Genomic DNA, 19,968 nt, shown 5'->3' with positions numbered 1-19,968 from the left:
TATAAATAGTGATTTTTGAACTCTAGTATAAAATACTACCATCAAAAACTGCACTGCTAAATTTAATTTGTAAATTAGTCTAAACCATTAAAAACTAAAACCATGCGCTACATCATTGCTCTCTCGGCTCTCTTTCTTCTAACCTCTTGTAAAAATGAAAATAAAACCAATTTTTTATCAGATTATTTTACCTATGAAAATAACAAAATAGAAGCAGCTGGAGTAAAAATGATTCCAATAAAAACACCTGTTGGCGAATTTAAAGTCTGGACAAAACGTTTTGGAAATAATCCAAAAATTAAAGTTTTACTCTTACATGGAGGCCCTGCAATGACACATGAATACATGGAATGCTTCGAAACTTTTTTCCAACGTGAAGGATTCGAATTTTACGAATATGATCAATTGGGTTCTTACTACAGCGATCAGCCCAAAGACAGCAGTCTATGGACAATAGATCGATTTGTTGATGAGGTAGAGCAAGTTCGAAAAGCCATTAATGCTGACAAAGACAATTTTTATGTATTAGGAAATTCTTGGGGCGGTATATTAGCAATGGAATACGCATTAAAATACCAACAAAATATGAAAGGATTGCTAGTTGCTAATATGATGGCAAGTGCACCCGAATATGGAAAATATGCTGATGAGGTTTTAGCCAAACAAATGAAACCAGAAGTTCTCAAAGAAATAAGAGAATTAGAAGCAAAAAAAGACTTTAGCAATCCAAGGTACATGGAATTACTAATTCCAAATTTCTATAAAGAGCATTTATGCCGTTTAGAAGAATGGCCAGATGGACTGAATCGTGCCAGTAAACATGCTAACGGAGAAATTTATACCTTAATGCAAGGTCCAAGTGAATTCGGAATCAGTGGCCGTCTAGCCAAATGGGACATTAAAAATAGACTACATGAGATTACAGTTCCAACACTAATGATTGGTGCCAAATACGATACTATGGATCCAAAAGCAATGGAAGAACAGAGCAAATTAGTTAAAAAAGGGCGTTACTTATACTGTCCAAACGGAAGCCATTTAGCCATGTGGGACGATCAAAAAGTATTTATGAATGGTGTCATTCAGTTTATTAATGATGTTAATGATCAAAAAAAATAAATTACAAATAATTCGGGCGTTTCCCTACGGATCGTCCCGAGGGTTCGAAATACGGCTGTATCTTTTGCTTTTTTAAGAAAAAAGTAGAAGGATGTCGCTCCCATCCCTAACGCACACTCAGTTTAAAAGAAATTCTAATTAAAAAAAACAAATTTTATATTAATGAGCCTTTTAAAAATATTCCCTTTAGCTTCTAGCACAGGAAGTCTCTACATTTTTAACTCTATCACTGATTAACTGATCTAAAAAATTTTAATAATAAAGTATAATAAAATAAAAAAAGCTTTAAGAAAACTAATTTCTTAAAGCTTTTAGTACTCAGAGCGGGACTTGAACCCGCACGAACATTGCTGTTCACTGGATTTTAAGTCCAGCGTGTCTACCAATTTCACCATCCGAGCATTATGTGGTACCTCCAGGGATCGAACCAGGGACACATGGATTTTCAGTCCATTGCTCTACCATCTGAGCTAAGGTACCTTTTTTACTTATACAAGTAAAATTTAGAATAAAAAACCCTGTTATTTTAAACAGGGTTTTCAAAAGAAAGGCGGCGACATACTCTCCCACAATGATGCAGTACCATCTGCGCAGGCGGGCTTAACTTCTCTGTTCGGGATGGGAAGAGGTGAGCCCCGCCGCAATAACCACCTTAAGGTTTTCAGTAATTAATATCTAATTACCTTCCGCGTGCGGACAATATTTTAACATACTGAGATAAAGAAACATAAGTTTTTTAAGAAAGTTCCTTCTCTCCCGTCTGGGACGGGAGAGAAAAATTATGTACATAAGCTTACGGATTATTAGTACTACTCGACTATGACATTACTGCCTTTACATCTATAGCCTATCAACGTGGTCATCTTCCACGATCCTTAAAAGAAATCTCATCTTGTGGTGGGTTTCGCGCTTATATGCTTTCAGCGCTTATCCCTTCCAAACGTAGCTACTCTGCGGTGCCCCTGGCGGGACAACAGATACACCAGCGGTTTGTCCAATTCGGTCCTCTCGTACTAGAATCAGATCCACTCAAATTTCTAACGCCCGCAGTAGATAGAGACCGAACTGTCTCACGACGTTCTGAACCCAGCTCGCGTGCCACTTTAATGGGCGAACAGCCCAACCCTTGGGACCTTCTCCAGCCCCAGGATGTGACGAGCCGACATCGAGGTGCCAAACCCCCCCGTCGATATGAGCTCTTGGGGGAGATCAGCCTGTTATCCCCGGCGTACCTTTTATCCTTTGAGCGATGGCCCTTCCATGCGGAACCACCGGATCACTATGCTCTACTTTCGTACCTGATCGACCTGTATGTCTCTCAGTCAAGCTCCCTTATGCCATTGCACTCTACGCACGGTTACCAAGCGTACTGAGGGAACCTTTAGAAGCCTCCGTTACTCTTTTGGAGGCGACCACCCCAGTCAAACTACCCACCAAGCAATGTCCCCCGATACTCGGGGTTAGGCCTCAGATAAACAAAGGGTTGTATTTCAACAATGACTCCAGAGCGCCTGGCGACGCCCCTTCAAAGTCTCCAACCTATCCTACACATCATTTATCCAAGGTCAATACTAAGCTATAGTAAAGGTGCACAGGGTCTTTTCGTCCCACTGCGGGTAAACGGCATCTTCACCGTTACTACAATTTCACCGAGCTCATGGCTGAGACAGTGTCCAGATCGTTACACCATTCGTGCAGGTCGGAACTTACCCGACAAGGAATTTCGCTACCTTAGGACCGTTATAGTTACGGCCGCCGTTTACTGGGGCTTCAATTCAATGCTTCTCCGAAGATAACATCTCCTCTTAACCTTCCAGCACCGGGCAGGTGTCAGGCCCTATACTTCATCTTACGATTTTGCAGAGCCCTGTGTTTTTGATAAACAGTCGCCTGGACCTCTTCACTGCGGCCACGCCTGAGCGTGGCGACCTTTCTCCCGAAGTTACAGGTCTATTTTGCCTAATTCCTTAGCCATGAATCTCTCGAGCACCTTAGGATTCTCTCCTCAACTACCTGTGTCGGTTTACGGTACTGGTACTAATTACCTGAAGTTTAGAGGTTTTTCTTGGAAGCCCTTAGGCGCACTATCTCTTTGTCCGAAGACTCCGAGTACTATCGTATTTCACCAAAACCTGCGGATTTGCCTACAGGTCTTATAGCTAGGTACTTCAACGAACTATTCCGTCAGTCCGCGGCGCTTTCATCACTCCGTCACCCCATCACAGTAATTAGTAGTACGGGAATATTAACCCGTCGGCCATCGACTGTCCCTTTCGGGTTCGCCTTAGGTCCAGACTAACCCACAGCTGATTAGCATAGCTGTGGAAACCTTAGTTTTTCGGTGTGCGGGTTTCTCGCCCGCATTATCGTTACTTATGCCTACATTTTCTTTTCTGACCGGTCCAGCATACCTTACGGCACACCTTCTGCCCTGTCAGAATGCTCCCCTACCACTTGCAGTAAACTGCAAATCCATAGCTTCGGTAATATGTTTATGCCCGATTATTATCCATGCTCGTCCGCTCGACTAGTGAGCTGTTACGCACTCTTTAAATGAATGGCTGCTTCCAAGCCAACATCCTAGCTGTCTGGGCAGACAAACCTCGTTCTTTCAACTTAACATATATTTGGGGACCTTAGCTGATGGTCTGGGTTCTTTCCCTCTCGGACTTGGACCTTAGCACCCAAGCCCTCACTGCTGGCAAACATTATACAGCATTCGGAGTTTGTCAGGAATTGGTAGGCGGTGAAGCCCCCGCATCCAATCAGTAGCTCTACCTCTGTATAACTATGTCCAGCGCTGCACCTAAATGCATTTCGGGGAGTACGAGCTATTTCCGAGTTTGATTGGCCTTTCACCCCTACCCACAGGTCATCCGAAGACTTTTCAACGTCAACCGGTTCGGTCCTCCACTGTGTGTTACCACAGCTTCAACCTGCCCATGGGTAGATCACACGGTTTCGCGTCTAACACTGCCGACTAAAGCGCCCTATTCAGACTCGCTTTCGCTGCGGATCCATACCTGAAGTACTTATCCTTGCCGGCAACGTTAACTCGTAGGCTCATTATGCAAAAGGCACGCCGTCACCCCACTTAAGGGCTCCGACCGCTTGTAAGCGCATGGTTTCAGGATCTATTTCACTCCGTTATTCACGGTTCTTTTCACCTTTCCCTCACGGTACTGGTTCACTATCGGTCTCTCAGGAGTATTTAGCCTTAGCGGATGGTCCCGCCGAATTCAGACAGGGTTTCACGTGCCCCGCCCTACTCAGGATACTGCTGTCCATTACACTTGTTGCCCATACGGGGCTGTCACCCTCTACGGCGTTCCTTTCCAGAAACTTCCGGTTCCTTGTGCATGAAGTAGCGCAGTCCTACAACCCCACCCATGCCGTAACATGGATGGTTTGGGCTAATCCGCGTTCGCTCGCCACTACTTACGGAATCACTTTTGTTTTCTTCTCCTCCGCCTACTTAGATGTTTCAGTTCAGCGGGTTTGCCCACCTATCGGTGTGCTATATCTTCAATATAGCGGGTTGCCCCATTCGGATATCTGCGGATCAGTCTGTGTGTGCCAGTCCCCGCAGCTTTTCGCAGCTTATCACGTCCTTCATCGCCTCTGAGAGCCTAGGCATCCCCCATGCGCCCTTATTTTGCTTATTGTACCAATCCTGTTAATTAAAACAGGACCGTTTTTTTTGTTTTTATTATTGCTAATAAAAACGCTTTCTACTTTCTTATTATTTTCTTATCTCAATATGTCAATGAACTTTTATTTACTTCTCTGAGTAAATTCGTGGAGAATAACGGAGTCGAACCGTTGGCCTCCTGCGTGCAAGGCAGGCGCTCTAGCCAGCTGAGCTAATCCCCCGTTTTTTCAGTATGCAGTTAACAGTTTTCAGTTAACAGTTCAAAACGGTTCACTAAAAGTGCAACTCAACCTCTAAAATTTCCTTTTCCTAAGCCAAATAGTAGTCCCGGGCAGACTCGAACTGCCGACCCCTACATTATCAGTGTAGTACTCTAACCAGCTGAGCTACGAGACTCTGTTTTACTTAAGTTTTATCATTTTTTTAAATTAACAGCAAGAGTAATACAATCTTAAATCCAAAACCTTATTTAAGGCATCTTATTTCCCTGACGTGCATCAATGCTAACGGTCAGGGCTCTAGAAAGGAGGTGTTCCAGCCGCACCTTCCGGTACGGCTACCTTGTTACGACTTAGCCCTAGTTACCAGTTTTACCCTAGGCAGCTCCTTGCGGTCACCGACTTCAGGCACCCCCAGCTTCCATGGCTTGACGGGCGGTGTGTACAAGGCCCGGGAACGTATTCACCGGATCATGGCTGATATCCGATTACTAGCGATTCCAGCTTCACGGAGTCGAGTTGCAGACTCCGATCCGAACTGTGACCGGCTTTATAGATTCGCTCCTGGTCGCCCAGTGGCTGCTCTCTGTACCGGCCATTGTAGCACGTGTGTAGCCCAAGGCGTAAGGGCCGTGATGATTTGACGTCATCCCCACCTTCCTCACAGTTTGCACTGGCAGTCTTGTTAGAGTTCCCGACTTGACTCGCTGGCAACTAACAACAGGGGTTGCGCTCGTTATAGGACTTAACCTGACACCTCACGGCACGAGCTGACGACAACCATGCAGCACCTTGTAGACTGTCTTGCGAAAGTTCTGTTTCCAAAACGGTCAGTCTGCATTTAAGCCTTGGTAAGGTTCCTCGCGTATCATCGAATTAAACCACATGCTCCACCGCTTGTGCGGGCCCCCGTCAATTCCTTTGAGTTTCAAACTTGCGTTCGTACTCCCCAGGTGGGATACTTATCACTTTCGCTTAGCCACTGAAGTTGCCCCCAACAGCTAGTATCCATCGTTTACGGCGTGGACTACCAGGGTATCTAATCCTGTTCGCTACCCACGCTTTCGTCCATCAGCGTCAATCCATCAGTAGTAACCTGCCTTCGCAATTGGTATTCCATGTAATCTCTAAGCATTTCACCGCTACACTACATATTCTAGTTACTTCCTGATAATTCAAGTCCTGCAGTATCAATGGCCGTTCCATCGTTGAGCGATGGGCTTTCACCACTGACTTACAGGACCGCCTACGGACCCTTTAAACCCAATGATTCCGGATAACGCTTGGATCCTCCGTATTACCGCGGCTGCTGGCACGGAGTTAGCCGATCCTTATTCTTACGATACCGTCAAGCCTCTACACGTAGAGGTGTTTCTTCTCGTACAAAAGCAGTTTACAATCCATAGGACCGTCATCCTGCACGCGGCATGGCTGGTTCAGGCTTGCGCCCATTGACCAATATTCCTCACTGCTGCCTCCCGTAGGAGTCTGGTCCGTGTCTCAGTACCAGTGTGGGGGATCTCCCTCTCAGGACCCCTACCCATCGTTGCCTTGGTAAGCCGTTACCTTACCAACTAGCTAATGGGACGCATGCTCATCTTTCACCGTTGTGACTTTAATAGTGTGTTGATGCCAACTCACTATACTATGAGGTATTAATCCAAATTTCTCTGGGCTATCCCTCTGTGAAAGGCAGATTGCATACGCGTTACGCACCCGTGCGCCGGTCTCTGCACCCGAAGATGCATACCCCTCGACTTGCATGTGTTAAGCCTGCCGCTAGCGTTCATCCTGAGCCAGGATCAAACTCTTCATCGTATATTTTTATATTATTTATGCGATGCCTTATCTATCGGTTCTTTCCGAATCTTACGATTCTATTACTCTTATTCTTTTCTGTTCTGAAATCTCTTTCAGAACGGCTGTCAATTCAATATGTCTACGAACGTGTATTTCTTTTTTATCTCCGCCTGTATCTCAAAGCGGGTGCAAAACTAAAAATTCTTTTTGTTTCCTGCAAGGAAAATTTGAAAATTTTTGAAACTTTTTTTTCGTTTCATTTCTTCAGCATTCCCTCCCAATCTTTCAGTGAACTTCCCGTATTTGCGGGGTGCAAATGTAAAACGCTTTTCCCAATCCTGCAAGACTTTTTTAATCTTTTTTTTCGAAAATCTCTTTTCTCTTTCTGATCAGTCTCCTGCCGGTATTGCTGTGAACGTCTTCGCTTCTGCGGGTGCAAAAGTAGAACCTTTTTCCGCTTCTGCAAGCTTTTTATCCGCCTTTTTTTGTTCTTTTTACAATCTTTTTCTTAACTCACTCATAACAGCTGATTTATATGGAAAATTTTTTTGACGCTTTGTCGGTTTTTTCTGCTTTCCTTTTGTTTTTATCCATTTTCAGCCTGTTTGTCTATATAGTTTTTGAGGAGTTTTCAGCCTTAAAGGCAGTTTCCTGAAGAGAAATCAAAGTCTGAAGTTTTCCTTTCTGACAATTTTAATCTCACAAAGACAATGAGATGCCAATTTTTTCTTCTGAAAACAGATGTCATAGCCCCGATAGAAGTGGAAATCCTTTTGTGCCGGGGTTCGGCACAAAAGATTGGAACGGATAGCGGGATTAAGCTCCCTATTAAAATTCTAAACTTAAAAGGACTTCAACTTAGCCCGGCCTCACATATTAGCTTTTTCTCTTATATATTATAGTATACTTCTCTACTTATATATGTATAAAAATAAACCCGGCAGATTTTTAAAACCTGCCGGGTTGTGGGAATAAAATCTACTCTTATTATAGTATACTTTATACTTATATATGTATGCTTTCGTTTAGACTATCGATCACTTCTTTTGTGATTTGGATGCTTTTTAGTTTTGCCTGATGATCGAAGATTGGACTTGTTACCATTAGTTCGTCGATTTTGGCATAGTCGATGAATTTCTTCAGATCAATTATTAGTTGTTCTTTGTTTCCAGTAAAAGTTCCAGCTGTCATTTGATTAACGTGAAAACGTTCTGCTTCGTTCATAATATCATCTAATGACGGAACGGGTGGCTGTAAACCTTTACGATCGTTTCTAATTAAGTTTAGAAACATTTGATACAAACTTGTAGACAATAACTCCGCATCTTCATTAGTATCAGCTGCGATTACGTTTACGCATGACATTGTTTTAGGTTTATCTAAAAACTCTGAAGGCTGGAAATTTTCGCGATAAAACTCAAATGCTTGAATCATCAGCTTTGGTGCAAAATGTCCAGCAAAAGCATAAGGCAAACCATAAGCTGCCGCCAAGGCCGCACTGTCCATACTTGATCCTAAAATCCAGATTGGCACTTTTAAACCTTCGGCTGGAAAAGCACGGACTTTTCCTGTGGCATTTTCGCTTGAAAAATACTCCTGAAGTTTGCTTACGTTTTGCGGAAAACGCTGTGCCTGCTCAAAAAAGTCTTTTCTAATGGCTTCTGCCGTTGGCTGATCTGTTCCTGGTGCTCTTCCTAAACCTAAATCGATTCGGTTTGGGTAAAGCGTTTCAAGTGTTCCAAATTGTTCTGCAACTACTAAAGGAGAATGATTCGGAAGCATAATTCCTCCTGAACCAACTCTTATATTTTGTGTCTGACCTGCTATATAACCAATTAAAACTACTGTTGCTGTACTGGCAACATGTGCCATATTATGATGTTCTGCCAGCCAAAATCGCTTGTATCCTAATTGATCTGCTAATTGCGCTATGTCTTTTGTTTTCTTAAATGTTTCTGTGGCGTTGCTGTCCTGAGTGATGATAGCGAGCTCTAATAATGAGACTGAAATTGTTTTTTTCATATAAAAAAATGCTAATATGCAAAATTAACTCATTTATTCGGATGCCTTCTATTTTTGAATGTTAAGAGAATTATAATATTTGTTACTACAAATATCACCACTACAATTGTATTAGAATTTGTTTATGATTCGTTCTTCCATCTTCTTTTATTTTCAAATCTCTGGCTGATTCGATTTCAAATTTGGATGACGTTTCTATATTTAATGAAATGTCTTTGTGGCGAAACGTTTCTGGAATTTCTGGAAGAATGATTGTTACTTCTACTTCTTTTTTGTTTTGTTTGTATTCAATTTTGATTCGGTCTCTTAACCAAATGTATTCGTAAACTTCCTGCCACGGCGCCATCCAGATGGAATCGTTTCCTTTTGTACCATATTTATCTGCTAATGTTGTCATATAATATTTGAAATCTGGAAAACGCATGCTTAAATTCCAAAGATTTCCATTTCCTGTTCCGTGGGTAAAATCGTTAAACCAAACTGGTTCTGGCTGTTTTACAATCGAATCTATTGTTTTTAAATAACGATCCATTGTTGCAAAACTGGTTGTATCTTTTGAACTCAATACAAAAGTTCTGGCTGAAATCATTTCATCCAAATTTACTTTCGAATTCACTTTATAAACCGGGCCAGTACCATAATAAGATGCAACAGAAAAATGTCCATTATTAAGAGCTTCTTTTTCATATTCTAAATAATACTTCTCATCTCCTTCTCCGCCCGGAACTACAAAATGAGACATTGTAAAATCTAGATTTTGTTTAATTGAAGTTGTATTTTCTGTTACTTCTGTTTTATAATTTGTTCCGTGTTTAGTAGCATGATGAAAACTATGATTTAAAATATCCCATCCTGCATTGTACATTTCTTTGATTTCTGACCATGAAAGATGTCCTCGGTTTTCTGGTAAATCACGAAGTGATCCACCATTGATTGCCAAAGCCAGTTTAAACGGAATATTATTTCCGAATCCGTCTGAATAAAAAAGTCCTTTTGAAGTTGTTCCATCTCCGCCCTGATCGACTTTCCATTCGTTTTTATCCGGATTACTGATTTTTCCTCCATTCAATAACGGGAAAGCCGTTAAATAAGCTGAACGATATCCATCATCAAGTGTAAAACTGTAAGCAAAATGTTTGTTGAATTTTAATGGTGAAGCTTTTATTTCTACTTTGCTTTCTGATTTTAGTTTTATTTTAAAGGAAATAGTTTTCGATTTAACTGAATTATTTTGCGAATAAACAGCATGGAAAGAACATTGAAGTAAAAGAATCAAAATGAATAAAAGTACTTTGATCTGGAAACTTGGTATTTTCATTTTTTAGCTTAGTTAGATTTTTTAAAGGTATTTAAAAAATGATATTTCAATACATTAAAAAGTATTTAACGAAATATAATAATTACAATTAAGTCGAAACCTCATCAGCTCAGTAATAATAAGGTTTTCATAAACAGGCACATCGATTGTATTTTAAAATATAACCTAAAAATTCCTGCTATGTATCTTTCTAATACAAAAACAATTGTGTTTATTTCGGGAGCTTTTCTGAGTCATTTTTATTGGGAAGAGTGGCTTGCTTTTTTTGAAAACAAAGGATACAAAGTAGTCGCTCCTCCCTGGCTTCATAAAAATGATACAGTAGAAAATTTAAGAAAACAGAATCCTTGCATAAAAATTGGTGCCATCACTTTATATGATCTTTTGTGTTATTATACGGAAATCATTGAAAAGCTTCCTGAAAAACCTATTTTAATAGGACATTCGTATGGCGGACTTTTAGTACAATTATTAGTTCAGAAAGATTTGGCCGAAGCTGGAATCTGTATCAGTTCTTTTCCTCCAAAAAGTTTTACAGTTTTCAAATTTTCGTTTTATAAAACTATTTTGGGTTTTACTTGGAATATTTTCTCTTCTAAAAAAACATTGATTCTACCTTATAAAGACTGGCAGAATAGCTTTTTTATTAATTCATCTGCCGAAGAACAGAAAAAAGAATACGAGAAATTAATTATTCCCGAATCTAAAAAAGCGCTTCGAAATCTATTCTCAAAAAATGCTCAAATCAATTTCAGGAAAAAACATGTTCCGCTCTTTTTTATATCTTGTTCAGAAGACGAAATAATTCCTCCAAAACTCGTTTTGTGGAATTTCCAAAAACATAGAAATGTGCATTCTATAACTTGTTATAAGGAATTTAAAAACAAAAATCATTTTGTAATTCTACAGCCTCAATGGCAGGAAGTCGCTGAATGCATTTCAAAATGGATTGAGAAAGTTACTTGATTATTTTTTAAACACATAGAAACATAGATTTTGCTACTGTTGAAAGGCATTTCACTTTTAATAAAACACATAAGCTATTTGTTAGAAACTAGTTTCTTTTAATTACCTTTTTACTATAAAGAAAAATCTATGTTTCTATGTGTTTAAATTATTTTACACGTTACACTAAAAACAAATTAACTGATTTCCCTTTTAATTTCTAATTTCTTAATTTTTGAATTTAAAGTCGAAGGATGAATATCCAGAATTTCGGCTGCTCCGCCTGCTCCCGAAATTTTCCCATTACATTTTTTGAGTATATATAATATGTAGTCACGCTCATTTTCCATAATGGTTTTGATTGAAAATGAATCAGTGTTTTGCTGTGCGTGTATTTTAGATGAAGGCGAAAACTCGATATTTTTAATCGTATTGCCTTCGGTGAGTAAAATAGTGCGCTGAATCAGATGTTCTAGTTCTCTAATATTTCCTGGCCAGTCGTAATTCATAATCTGCTGTAACGCATTTTCTGAAAGTACAGGAGCTTTTCGGTTCATTCTTTCGCTGTAGATATTTATGAAATGGTCTGTCAATTCGGGAATATCTTCTTTTCTCTTTTTTAAGGACGGAACCATTATTGGAAAAACGTGAAGTCGATAATACAAATCCATTCTAAAACGTCCTGCTGCGACTTCTTCTTCGAGATTTTTATTGGTCGCTGCAATAATTCGTACATCGATTTTTATAGGCATCAATCCGCCAACACGTTCGATTTCTCGTTCTTGCAAAACACGTAATAATTTGACCTGAAGTTCCAAAGGCATCTCTCCTATTTCATCTAAGAAAATTGTTCCGCCGTTTGCGAGTTCAAATTTCCCGATTCGTTTTTCGGTTGCTCCAGTAAAAGCACCTTTTTCATGTCCAAAAAGTAAAGATTCAGCCAAATTTTCAGGAATCGCTCCGCAATTTATTATAATAAGCGGTTTGTCTTTTCTTGGAGATAAATCGTGAATGCTTTTGGCAATTTTTTCTTTTCCCGTTCCGCTTTCGCCTAAAATTAAAACAGAAGTATCCGATGGCGCCACTTTTTTGATGTAATTAAAAACCGTTACCATTTGCGAACTGTTTCCAATTATGCCTTCAAAACCTGATTTTATATTTTCTGATTTTTCTTTTTTTATCGGAATCTCTTTCGGTTCAATACGAATTATTGGCTCGGTCAGATAAAAATGGGAAATAAACTGAGAAAAAGTATTTTCAAGATTGGATAATAATTTCAGGTTATCGTCTGAATACACATTAAAATTACGACTGTAAAAGGTAAAACAAAAACGCTGCGAAATCGCAATAGAAAGTGGGAAAACCAAATACGATTTGATTCCGAAATTATGCGAAATAATTCCTTTTATCGGTGCAGCTTGAAAATTATTTATCAGAGATTCTTCGCTGTAAACAATTGGCCTGATATCTATTTGCGATTTAATATAGGTTTCGTTTAATTCTCGAATGGATATTTCGGCAATCTGTGAAAGCTTTTCTATATTGATAATTTGGTATTGATCGATATTTTTTCGGATGATTCCGAGGTTTGAATATTGTTCTGCATTTACAAATCCGGCTTCCAGATAATCAAAAGAAATAAAAGTCTGAATGATTTTGGCGAAAGCTAATAAAGCATCTTCTAACTTTAGATTGGAATTGATCAATTCCGTTATCTCATTTTTCAGTTCCAACTGTTGCATTAACTGCGATTCCAAACTATACTTTTGTCTGTAAAAAGCAATTTCCAGCGTCGTTAAAATATCTTGTTCCCGAAACGGTTTTACGATAAATCCGTATGGATGAGTTGTCTTCGCCTGATCTAAAATTCTTTTGCTCGAATTTGCAGAGACAAAAATGAAACCAATGTTTTTGCCTTTTAAAATATGGGCAAGATCAATTCCAGTTTGGCTTCCTTTCAACATAATATCAACAAATACCAAGTCTGGTTTTTGGGTATGAATTACTTCCAAAGCCTGATCAACAGAACGTACAATTCCGATGACATTATAGTTTGCCTTTTCGAGAATTAATTGCAGATCATGCGCTTCAATAAACTGATCTTCGACAATTAAAATTTGCTTTTGTAAGTTGCTATTTTCAGATTGGGTGCTTTTTTCAGACACAGTTCCCATAAATGTAGTATTTGTAATATTATATTTTTATAATTAACTGGTATAAAATTAGTTAAATAACCTAAGTAATTTCAGTGTTTCTGAAATTTTATATCAAAAAAATCATATTTAATGTGAATTTTCCTGATATTTTTTAAAAAAGTCAGACTTCTTTCTTTCTATATTTGTTTACAAAAACCAATCCAAAAAACTAATTTATAACCTGTTATGAAACGAATCATTTTTTATTTGATTTTGCTTGTAAGTTATTCTTCACATGGTCAATTATCTCCAACTGTTGCCAAATATAATCTTCCTAAAAAAAGATTACTTATTCAAGCTTGTTCTATGTATTTGTTTAATGCCAACCAAGGCGCTATTGATGTAGACAGCTCGGTAGTTTTAGCTTGTAAAGCTTATAAAATTCCTGTTTCTTTAGCATACGATGAAGGTTTTAACAATGGTTCGTATATTATTGGAAAAGATTTAATTGAAAAAGAAGATACTAATTCTGTTAAAAAACTACTTCCAAAAACAAAAAATGAAGATCGAATCTTATTATCGCTTCAATTAGCGAATTTTTATCTTTTTAAACCTGGGACAAAATTAGAAGATCTTCAAAATGCTAAAATTTATATTGACGATGCTTTGCGCACAAGCAATCAGCTTAAAAATAAAAAATGGCAGCAACAGAGTTTAATTCTTTTAGGCAAATATTATTATCAGGCCAATAATCAAACAGAAGGCAAAAAAATATTTTTAGAAGTCATAGCTGAATGCCGAAAACAGAATGACAAAAAAGATCTTGCTGAAGCTCTTGATGCTTACGGAACGCTCCTGTTTAATCTGGATCCCGAAAAAGAAAAAATACTTCAGGAAGTCGTTTCGCTTTATGCATCCTTAAAACTAGAAGAAAAAAGAATCGAAAATTACATGAAGATTACTACTATCTATTTTTGGGGAGGAAAAATAAATGAGGCCAAAAAAAGACTCTATCAAAATTTGGTTGATTTACGAAAAATAGGTTTTGAACATCAGCAATATGCTGAAACTACTATTTCTTATATTGAAGCGAATCAGTTCAATTTAAAAAATTCTCTTTATTACGCACAAAAAAGCGTTAACAGAATAGAAGAGACAAACGATTATACTTTTGCAGATATCTTTTATATGCGTTTGGCAATGGTATATCTAGGTATTGGTCATTTTGACGATGCAATGAAACTGGCACAGAAAAGTATTGAATACGGTAAAGACAATATTGTAAACAGCGGAAGCTGGTATAAAAGTTTTATAACTTCTGCCGCTTCATTATCTATTCGAGGACAAAATAAAGAAGCTATTACTTATATCAATTCGATTATAAAAGTGTATCCGCCTAAAAATACCTTTGACCAAATGTTGGTTGCTTTTGCACTTGGAAACTGTTATTGGGAATTAAAAAATTATGTAAAAGCCGAAAAATATTTCCTAGAAATGGATTTTTATGCTTCCAAATTAGATTCTCCCGAAACTTTTAGAGATGTTGCCAATTGCTATTCTGCAATTGCCTCTTTCTACGCAGGAAGAAAAAATCTTGGAAAAGCTACTTATTACACTAATAAAGTTTTAGCCCTTTCTAATAAATACGACAAAAATTACAACTCTCAAACTTTGATGACTGCTTTGTATCGAATTGATTCTTTAAAAGGTGATTTTCGTTCTGCTCTTTCTAATTATAAAATATTTAAAAAGTTAAGTGATTCTCTTTATAGTATTTCGAAAAACAGACAAATCGAAGAATTAAAAATTCAGTACGAAACACAAAATCAAGAACACGAAATCAAATTATTAAATCAGGAATCGAATTTAAAAGGTCTTGCATTAAAGAAATCCAAAATGTTGAACAGTGTTTCAATATGGAGTTTAGTTTTGCTTCTCATTACGATTGGATTATTGTACAATCGTTATCGTTTGAAACAACGAAATAATGTCAAATTAGAATTAAAAGAAAAGGAAATCAGTAAAGCAAATGCCAACCTGAGACATTTATTGGACGAAAAAGAATGGCTTTTGAAAGAAATTCATCATCGTGTAAAAAATAATCTGCAGACTGTAATTAGTCTTCTCAATTCACAATCAGCTTATTTGGAAAACGATATGGCTTTGTCGGCAATTAAAAACAGTCAGCACAGGATTCATTCGATGTCTTTGATTCATCAGAAATTGTATAATTCTGAGAATATTTCGACTATTAATATGCCGAATTATATTAAAGAATTAGTCGAATATTTGCGTGAATCTTTTTCGCTTGGGCAGAGAATTCGTTTTGAAGTAAAAATCGATCCGTTAGAATTAGATGTGGCGCAGGCTGTTCCGCTTGGATTGATTTTGAACGAGGCGATTACCAATTCTATTAAATATGCTTTTCCAAATGACCAAACCGGAATGATTTATATTACGCTTGAAGCGAAAGACGAAAAACAATATGTACTGACTATTTCTGATAACGGAATTGGTTTTGACCCAAACCTTAACGATAAAAAAGCAAACTCTTTCGGAATGAGTTTAATAAGAGGTTTGAGTGATGATATTGACGGAAATTTGACCATGGAAAATAATAACGGAACAACTCTGAAAATTGAATTTGCACAAGAATTTCCGTTGAATCCAAAAAGGAAATCGATTTAAAGCTAAATTTGTACATCAAATACCAATTCGGGTTTTAGCTTATCTGCAAATGACACACAAAATTTTAATTATAGACGACGAAGAGAAACTGAGAAGTCTACTGGCCCGAATTATAAAATCGGAAGGATTTGAAGTTTTTGAAGCGAAAGATTTAAAATCGGGTTTCAAAAAACTGGAACAAACCGAAATTGATGTTGTTTTGTGTGATGTAAAACTTCCTGATGGAAATGGCGTTGATTTTCTTCAAAACATAAAAAACAGTTTTCCTTTAACAGAAGTGATTTTACTGACCGCTTTCGGAAATATTCCAGATGGCGTTCAGGCCATGAAAAATGGCGCTTTCGATTATATTGTAAAAGGCGATGATAACGATAAAATTATTCCGCTTCTTTATAAAGCTGTAGAAAAAGTACAATTGCAGAAAAAAGTACAACAGTTAGAAAAACGAATTAATGATAAATATTCTTTTTCTACTATTATAGGAAAATCGAAAGGAATCGAACAAGTTATCGATCTCGCACAAAAAGTTGCCAAAACCGATTCGACTGTTTTATTAACTGGCGAAACCGGAACCGGAAAAGAAGTTTTTGCACAAGCCATTCATGAAAACAGTAATCGTGTCGGGAAATCTTTTGTGGCTTTAAACTGTAGTACATTCAGCAAGGAAATTTTAGAGAGCGAACTTTTCGGTCATAAACAAGGCGCTTTTACAGGAGCTTTAAAAGACAAAAAAGGTTTTATTGAAGAAGCGAACGGCGGAACTTTGTTTCTGGATGAAATTGGCGAAATGCCAATTGACCTTCAAGCCAAATTGTTACGTGTTTTAGAAACCAGCGAGTATATTCCCGTTGGTGACACGACTCCAAAAAAATCAAACTTCAGATTAATTGCCGCTACAAATCGTGATTTAAAAACAGAAAGCGACGAACATCGTTTCCGGTCTGATTTGTATTTCCGTTTGAATATCTTCGAAATCAAATTGCCTTCTTTACGTGAAAGGGTTAAAGATATTCCGCTTTTGGCGAATTATTACGTTAAGCAGTTTTCAGAAAAAACAAATAAAAAAGCCTTGCAGATTGGTGATGATTTTCTTCAGAAATTAGAAAATTATTCCTGGCCGGGAAATATCCGTGAACTTAAAAATGTCATCGAAAGATCGGTTATTTTGAGTAATGGAGATATTTTAACTGCTGATGTTCTGCCATACGAAATGCAACATCAGAATGAAAATAATTCGAAACCTATGTCCGCTTTCTCTATGCAAAGTGTTGAGAAACTGCACATTCAGAAAGTTTTAAATTATACGAAAGGCAATAAAGCGGAAACGGCTAGATTGTTGGAAATTGGGATTGCGACTTTGTATAGAAAATTAGAGGAGTACAATATTCAGCCGTAATCCTGCAAGATTTTCAAAACCTTGTAGGTTTAGATTTTTAATAATTTAAATATTGCGCTTAATAGAATACCTACAAGGTTTTGAAAACCTTGCAGGAAACGTAACAACCTTATCATTTCAATAAAAGCTTATCATTTTGATAGGCTTTTTTTATGGCTAATTTTTGGCACAAAACTACATTCCTTTTATTCACAACACTTTAGACACAGCTTGACTTTTTCGGAACATCTTTTGGCATAAAGGGGGAAAGAACATTAAAAAATCCTTCTCATGAAAAATCAAGTTACCTCAATCTATAAACAAGCTGAACGGTTTGCTGAGATTACTAAAAAATCAATTATCTGCGGTAATATCGTTCGGGCTAAAAAATGTTTAGCCCTTGCTGAACGGTTATTTATCACCGGAAGCATTGAAACTAAAAATGCTATTTCAAATGTATACGTTTTTTCTGTTTCGTCTTTTATGGAAATGCGTCACTGCAATATTTCACATCTTTTTCCACAAACGCTTAAAGCAGAATATATCAAACAGGTTAATACCTCTGGTGTTTAATCTAAAATCTATCCCGTCCCGAAGTTTCGGCATTGGGACTAAAATCTAAAATAATTATGATCACCATTCTTCTTCTCGCTTTGGCAGTTTTACTGTTTGCGATTTGTTTTCTGTCAGTTGAATTCTTTGAAAAAATCTAAATCATGACTGCACTATTTATTATTTCACTCGCCGTTTTCGTGTACTTGATTTACGTATTAATCAAACCCGAAAAATTCTAATGTGAAAAATTAGAAGCTACAAGTTAAGGGTTAAAAGTTTATTCCTTGCTTGTTCCATTTTACAAATCACATCAAAATCTAAAAAATAATCTCAAAATTATGAACACAGAATTATTAGGTGTCATAGGTATTTTTATCCTTACCATTGTTTTAGCCATTCCGTTAGGAAAATACATTGCTAAAGTTTTCTTGGGGAATAAAACAATTCTTGACCCGATTTTCAATCCACTTGAAAAATTTATTTTTAAAATCAGCGGTATCAATCCAGCCGAAGAAATGAACTGGAAACAGCATCTAAAAGCACTTTTGAGTATCAACATGGTTTGGTTCTTTCTCTGCTTTTTTGTACTGCTATTTCAGGGGTCTTTACCCCTAAATCCAGATAATAATCCATCCATGACACCCGATTTGGCTTTTAATACTGCCATTTCATTTTTAGTCAATTGCGATTTACAGCATTATTCTGGCGAGAGCGGTGTTTCTTATTTATCGCAGATGGTTTTAATGTTCCTACAATTCGTTTCGGCTGGTGTCGGAATCGCTGCTGCGGTAATGGTTTTTACTGCGATGAAAGAAAGAACCACAGACAAACTAGGGAATTTTTATAACTATTTCGTTAAAAGCTGTACACGTATTTTATTGCCTCTTTCAGCAATCGTAGCTATTGTTTTAGTTTTCAGTGGAACTCCTATGACTTTTGAAGGAAAAGATGCAATCACAACTTTGCAAGGCGATAATGTTGAAGTTTCTCGTGGGCCCGCCGCTGCCTTTATTGCGATTAAACATATTGGTACAAACGGAGGTGGATTCTTTGGAGCTAACTCAGCACACCCTTTAGAAAACCCAACTTATTTTACTAATGCCGTTGAACTTTGGGCACAAATTATTGTTCCGTTTGCAATGATTTTTGCGCTTGGATTTTTCTTAAACAAAAGAAAATTATCTTATATCATTTTTGGTGTAATGACTGTTGGATTTTTACTTCTTGTAATTCCGACAATATCAAGCGAAATCAACGGAAATCCTGCTATTGCAAAAATGGGAATAGCACAGACAACTGGAGCAATGGAAGGAAAAGAAGTTCGTTTTGGCCCGGCCATTTCAGGTTTCTGGAGTATTGCTACAACGGTAATTTCTACAGGGTCTGTAAACAGTATGCATGATAGTTCGATGCCAGTTTCTGGAGCGATGCAGTTATTAGCCATGATGGTGAATGCCTTTTATGGCGGATGTGGTGTGGGTTACCTCAACTTTTACATCTTTATTATTCTGGCTGTCTTTATTTCTGGTTTAATGGTTGGTCGAACTCCCGAATTTTTAGGAAAGAAAATCGAAGCGCGGGAAGTTAAAATTGCTGCTTTTATCGCTATTATTCACCCATTATTGATTTTAGCCGGAACTGCCTTAGCATCTTATTTTGCTGCACATGATACTACAATGGGGTATTGGTTCAGCGGAAATGCTACGGGCTGGTTAAACAATCCAGGGAATCATGGATTCTCAGAAATGTTATATGAATATACTTCAAGTGCAGCGAACAACGGTTCTGGTTTTGAAGGCTTAGGAGATAACAATCCGTTTTGGAATATCACAACTGGAATTGTTTTACTGTTAAGTCGATTCATTCCAATCATCGGACCTCTTGCAATTGCAGGTTTATTAGCCAATAAAAAATACATTCCTGAAAGTGCCGGAACTTTAAAAACCGATACCTCTATTTTTGGAATTATGATTTTTGCTGTGATTGCCATTATTGCTGCTTTATCGTTCTTTCCTGCTTTGGCACTTGGACCATTGGCGGAATATTTTACACTAAAATAATAACTCATTTTTCAAAGCTAGAATTATTTTAAACACATAGAAACATAGATTTTTTTTCACCTAAAAAAGATGAATTAAAAG

The 19,968-nt window shown here is 37.5% G+C and carries 10 protein-coding genes, 4 tRNA genes and 3 rRNA genes; 7 read left to right on the top strand and 10 right to left on the bottom strand.

The features are described 5' to 3' along the window. The first annotated feature begins 102 nt into the window (after window positions 1–102). On the top strand, window positions 103–1,119 hold the full coding sequence (locus P2W65_RS10830) for a proline-specific peptidase family protein (RefSeq protein ID WP_289665487.1): 1,017 nt from the start codon (window positions 103–105) through the stop codon (window positions 1,117–1,119). Window positions 1,120–1,434: 315 nt separating this feature from the next. Here P2W65_RS10830 and P2W65_RS10825 read toward each other — a convergent pair. The 9 genes from P2W65_RS10825 to P2W65_RS10785 all read right to left on the bottom strand — a co-directional run bounded on the left by P2W65_RS10825 (window position 1,435) and on the right by P2W65_RS10785 (window position 10,129). Beyond that, window positions 1,435–1,520 (bottom strand) — tRNA-Leu (locus P2W65_RS10825). A gap of 6 nt (window positions 1,521–1,526) precedes the next feature. Next, a tRNA-Phe gene (locus P2W65_RS10820) sits at window positions 1,527–1,599 on the bottom strand. A 65-nt stretch (window positions 1,600–1,664) separates the two neighbouring features. After that, window positions 1,665–1,774, bottom strand: a 5S ribosomal RNA gene (gene rrf, locus P2W65_RS10815). Window positions 1,775–1,902: 128 nt separating this feature from the next. Then, a 23S ribosomal RNA gene (locus P2W65_RS10810) occupies window positions 1,903–4,784 on the bottom strand. A gap of 134 nt (window positions 4,785–4,918) precedes the next feature. After that, window positions 4,919–4,992: transfer RNA gene (locus P2W65_RS10805), tRNA-Ala, on the bottom strand. Between the two features lie 101 nt (window positions 4,993–5,093). Beyond that, window positions 5,094–5,167: transfer RNA gene (locus P2W65_RS10800), tRNA-Ile, on the bottom strand. 126 nt (window positions 5,168–5,293) lie between these two features. Next, a 16S ribosomal RNA gene (locus P2W65_RS10795) occupies window positions 5,294–6,807 on the bottom strand. The 16S, 23S and 5S rRNA genes sit together here with 4 tRNA genes alongside, the layout of an rRNA operon. A 987-nt stretch (window positions 6,808–7,794) precedes the next feature. Then, complete coding sequence (locus tag P2W65_RS10790; RefSeq protein ID WP_289665486.1) at window positions 7,795–8,811, bottom strand: LLM class flavin-dependent oxidoreductase; 1,017 nt, start codon at window positions 8,809–8,811, stop codon at window positions 7,795–7,797. A gap of 100 nt (window positions 8,812–8,911) precedes the next feature. Next, window positions 8,912–10,129 carry a polysaccharide deacetylase family protein gene (locus P2W65_RS10785; RefSeq protein WP_289665485.1) on the bottom strand — a complete coding sequence of 406 codons (1,218 nt, stop codon included), beginning with the start codon at window positions 10,127–10,129 and terminating at the stop codon, window positions 8,912–8,914. A 180-nt stretch (window positions 10,130–10,309) separates the two neighbouring features. Between P2W65_RS10785 and P2W65_RS10780 the strand changes: the two genes are divergently transcribed. Next, complete coding sequence (locus tag P2W65_RS10780; protein ID WP_289665483.1) at window positions 10,310–11,095, top strand: alpha/beta fold hydrolase; 786 nt, start codon at window positions 10,310–10,312, stop codon at window positions 11,093–11,095. Between the two features lie 176 nt (window positions 11,096–11,271). On the opposite strand, the gene P2W65_RS10775 is transcribed toward P2W65_RS10780, so the two are convergent. Further along, complete coding sequence (locus P2W65_RS10775; RefSeq protein WP_289665482.1) at window positions 11,272–13,248, bottom strand: sigma 54-interacting response regulator; 1,977 nt, start codon at window positions 13,246–13,248, stop codon at window positions 11,272–11,274. 207 nt (window positions 13,249–13,455) lie between these two features. Here P2W65_RS10775 and P2W65_RS10770 point away from each other — a divergent pair, with 207 nt between their 5' ends. The 5 genes from P2W65_RS10770 to kdpA all read left to right on the top strand — a co-directional run bounded on the left by P2W65_RS10770 (window position 13,456) and on the right by kdpA (window position 19,887). Next, window positions 13,456–15,897 (top strand): sensor histidine kinase, encoded by a 2,442-nt coding sequence (locus P2W65_RS10770; RefSeq protein WP_289665481.1) that lies wholly within the window; start codon window positions 13,456–13,458, stop codon window positions 15,895–15,897. A 49-nt stretch (window positions 15,898–15,946) separates the two neighbouring features. After that, complete coding sequence (locus P2W65_RS10765; protein ID WP_289665480.1) at window positions 15,947–17,293, top strand: sigma-54-dependent transcriptional regulator; 1,347 nt, start codon at window positions 15,947–15,949, stop codon at window positions 17,291–17,293. Window positions 17,294–17,563: 270 nt separating this feature from the next. Next, window positions 17,564–17,845, top strand: coding sequence for a DUF7674 family protein (locus tag P2W65_RS10760; protein WP_109192150.1), 282 nt, complete (start codon window positions 17,564–17,566; stop codon window positions 17,843–17,845). A 143-nt stretch (window positions 17,846–17,988) separates the two neighbouring features. Further along, complete coding sequence (gene kdpF / locus P2W65_RS10755; RefSeq protein ID WP_289666181.1) at window positions 17,989–18,066, top strand: K(+)-transporting ATPase subunit F; 78 nt, start codon at window positions 17,989–17,991, stop codon at window positions 18,064–18,066. A gap of 99 nt (window positions 18,067–18,165) precedes the next feature. Continuing rightward, a complete protein-coding gene (gene kdpA, locus P2W65_RS10750) occupies window positions 18,166–19,887 on the top strand; it encodes a potassium-transporting ATPase subunit KdpA (protein WP_289665479.1) in 1,722 nt (573 codons plus the stop codon). The last annotated feature ends 81 nt before the right edge of the window (window positions 19,888–19,968 follow it).

Source organism: Flavobacterium panacagri (assembly GCF_030378165.1).
Classification (GTDB): domain Bacteria; phylum Bacteroidota; class Bacteroidia; order Flavobacteriales; family Flavobacteriaceae; genus Flavobacterium; species Flavobacterium panacagri.
This window is presented reverse-complemented; position numbering and strand designations above follow the sequence as displayed.